Annotated in this window: 2 protein-coding genes; both read right to left on the bottom strand. The window is 41.0% G+C overall.

Annotated features, from left to right (window positions below; all coding sequences use genetic code 11):
- Window positions 1-37: 37 nt before the first annotated feature.
- Window positions 38-1,222: a right-handed parallel beta-helix repeat-containing protein gene (locus EUBHAL_RS13680; protein WP_005351305.1), complete on the bottom strand. Its 1,185-nt coding sequence runs from the start codon at window positions 1,220-1,222 to the stop codon at window positions 38-40.
- A 51-nt stretch (window positions 1,223-1,273) separates the two neighbouring features.
- Window positions 1,274-2,569: a 3-phosphoshikimate 1-carboxyvinyltransferase gene (gene aroA / locus EUBHAL_RS13685; protein WP_005351306.1), complete on the bottom strand. Its 1,296-nt coding sequence runs from the start codon at window positions 2,567-2,569 to the stop codon at window positions 1,274-1,276.
- Between the last annotated feature and the right edge of the window lie 226 nt (window positions 2,570-2,795).

Raw genomic sequence — 2,795 nt, forward strand, 5'->3', positions numbered from 1 at the left:
CGGGCGTCTCCTTTGCCTGCAGCAAATCAGAATTCTCTTACCATTTTTTCGTTTTATTTTTTGCTATTTTCACCTTTTTAGCGGACAATACCTTAATGGCATTTTTCTTTCCTTTTTTCGCAGAGACAGTATTTCCACTGACAATAACAGTTCCTAATTTTTTAGAAGCGTTAGAGCGTACAAAAATACCCTGCTGTCCGCCTTTTACAGTATTATTTATAAGGCTGATAACATTTTTAGTAGTTGCTTTTGGAGCGGAGCCTTTTTGGTAGGCAACAGCCAGGCCGACAGAATAGGAGTTGCGGCTTTTTGGTGTTTTGGTTGTGATGCGGCAGTTTTTTACTGTGGCACTTTTTGTATTGAAAAGAGCAATAGCTTCTGCCGAGATTCCAGTAACGTTACAATTTTCAATGGTGATATTGGAATGATAATTTCTGGCTTTACGGTACTTAGCTTCATTGCCTGCGCCTGCAAAGTTAGCACAAATACCATGGGCACCCTGAATCGTACAGTTTTTTACGGTGATATTTTTACATGGTGTACCGTTGCAAAGCTTTTTACTAAGACGGTAAAGGCCAGGTGCGGTAGTCGGGCTTGACAGGTCAATCTGTAACTGTTCTTCCACGCAGGTTTTGGAGCATTTGCCCTGTGCTTTGAGGGTACAGTTATTAACTACGACATTGCTGCAGGAAATGAGTTCGATTCCATGTCCCTTATAATTAGTATATACCGTAGCATTATTAATAGAAATGTTTGAGGCATAACTGATACGCATCATAGTACCAGCTAATCCACTGGAGGAAGAATTCTTCCAGATGCCGCCGTTGATTGTAAGGTTTTTAAAGTTTGTGTAGGAAGCAGCAGTTGGATCGTTGATAATAACTCCTTTATCAGAGGTGATGGTATGTTTGCCAGCGTTGATTGTTGTATTATTTCCCGGACGCAAATAAGTATCAATATGAACATTATTATTGATATTGATTACCTTTTTTTCATTTCCTTCCATTAAAAGATTTAATGCCCGGCGGTTATCAGCTGCATTTCCCATAGGAACGAAGTTGTAAACAGAGCCTGTTCGGTAGGCGATTACTTTTCTTTTAAATGTGACAGCAGTACCAGATGCAGCAGTTACTGTTTGTGTACCAGCTGTATTTGCAAAAAAAGTAGTGCTGACAGTGAGTGCAAAGATGGTGCTAAGTAAGATTTTTCTTAATTTTCTCATAGTATTCCTTTCTCATAAATGGTGACACATATTTGGAAAAATATCTTTCTATTAGTTGTTTAAAGCCTCTAATTGTGCAAAAAATCCCGGATAGGAAACATCCACGCAATCAGAATCAGTAATCATGGTTTCGCCATCGGCGTTCAGTCCTGCAATGGCAAATGTCATGGCGATACGGTGATCCATAGAACAGTTGATTTCGGCTCCATGAAGAACAGGAATAGACTCTTCTGAGCGGCTGTTAATAATAAATCCGTCATCGGTATCAATAACATCGGCATCCATCGCAGTTAAGTTCTCTGTCATGATCGCGATACGGTCGGATTCTTTTACACGAAGTTCGTGAGCATCTTTGATGATGGTTTTTCCTTTTGCAAAGCAGGCCATAAGGGCAATGACAGGTAGTTCATCAATAAGAGTAGGGATAATGCTTCCTTCCACAACAGTTCCGTGAAGTTTACTTGTTTTTACAAGAAGATCAGCAACAGGCTCCCCGCCTTCTTCGCGGGTATTTAATAAAGTGATGTCTGCACCCATGTCCTGACATACCTTTAAAATTCCAGCACGAGTATCATTAATGCCAACATTTTTAATTGTAATTTCGGAATCTGGAGTAATTAAACCAGCTACGATGAAAAATGCAGCAGAAGAAATGTCTCCTGGAACTTCGATATGCTGTCCATGTAATGTCTCTGGCGGAGTGATGGTACAGGTGTTTCCATCCGATACGATATCTGCACCAAAGGAACGGAGCATTCTTTCTGTGTGATCTCTTGAAAGAGCAGGTTCTGTGACGCTTGTCGTTCCTTCTGCATATAATCCGGCAAGAAGAACGCAGGATTTTACCTGGGCAGAAGCGACAGGAGAATCATAATGAATGGCATTTAAAGTATGTCCTTTAATAGAAAGAGGTGCACAGCCATTATTGTTAATGCTTGTGACATCAGCTCCCATCATGGAGAGAGGTTTCATGATTCTTCCCATAGGGCGGGAATTTAAAGAAGCATCTCCACTTAAAACAGTATCAAAATCCTGACCGGCAAGAATACCGGAAATAAGGCGGGTTGTTGTACCGCTGTTGCCGACATCTAAAGTCTCTTCTGGCTTGCTGAGTCCGTGAAGCCCTTTTCCATGTACATAAATGGTTTCGTCCTTTTCTTCAATAGAAATACCCATCTTGCGGAAGCAATCAATGGTAGAAAGGCAGTCAGCCCCTTTTAAGAAGCCATGAATCGTAGTTGTTCCCTCAGAGAGAGAGCCGAACATAATGGCCCTGTGGCTGATTGATTTATCTCCGGGAACGGTGAGTGTTCCTTTCAGGCCGGTGGTTCGTGTTATCTTTTTCATAAATAGATCCTCGTTTTCGTTTGTTTTATATAACTGGTCAGTACATTAGTTTGCTATTATACTGAAGCGTGTTTAAACACGCTCTAATACATGATAGTTATAGTCATAACTGATTATAATGTGACATCCTCCCCCACCTCAGCAAGTTTGGTTCTCGTTCGATAACACTACTGTGCTAAGCATAAGCGAGCTATCCCCGTGTGTCCCACGGTTGTATTTGTTCTAA

Source organism: Anaerobutyricum hallii DSM 3353, from assembly GCF_000173975.1.
GTDB lineage: Bacteria > Bacillota > Clostridia > Lachnospirales > Lachnospiraceae > Anaerobutyricum > Anaerobutyricum hallii.

Coding starts and splice junctions, on each gene's coding strand:
- EUBHAL_RS13680 (WP_005351305.1), bottom strand. CDS start 1,222: ATGAGAAAATTAAGAAAAATCTTACTTAGCACCATCTTTGCACTCACT.
- aroA (WP_005351306.1), bottom strand. CDS start 2,569: ATGAAAAAGATAACACGAACCACCGGCCTGAAAGGAACACTCACCGTT.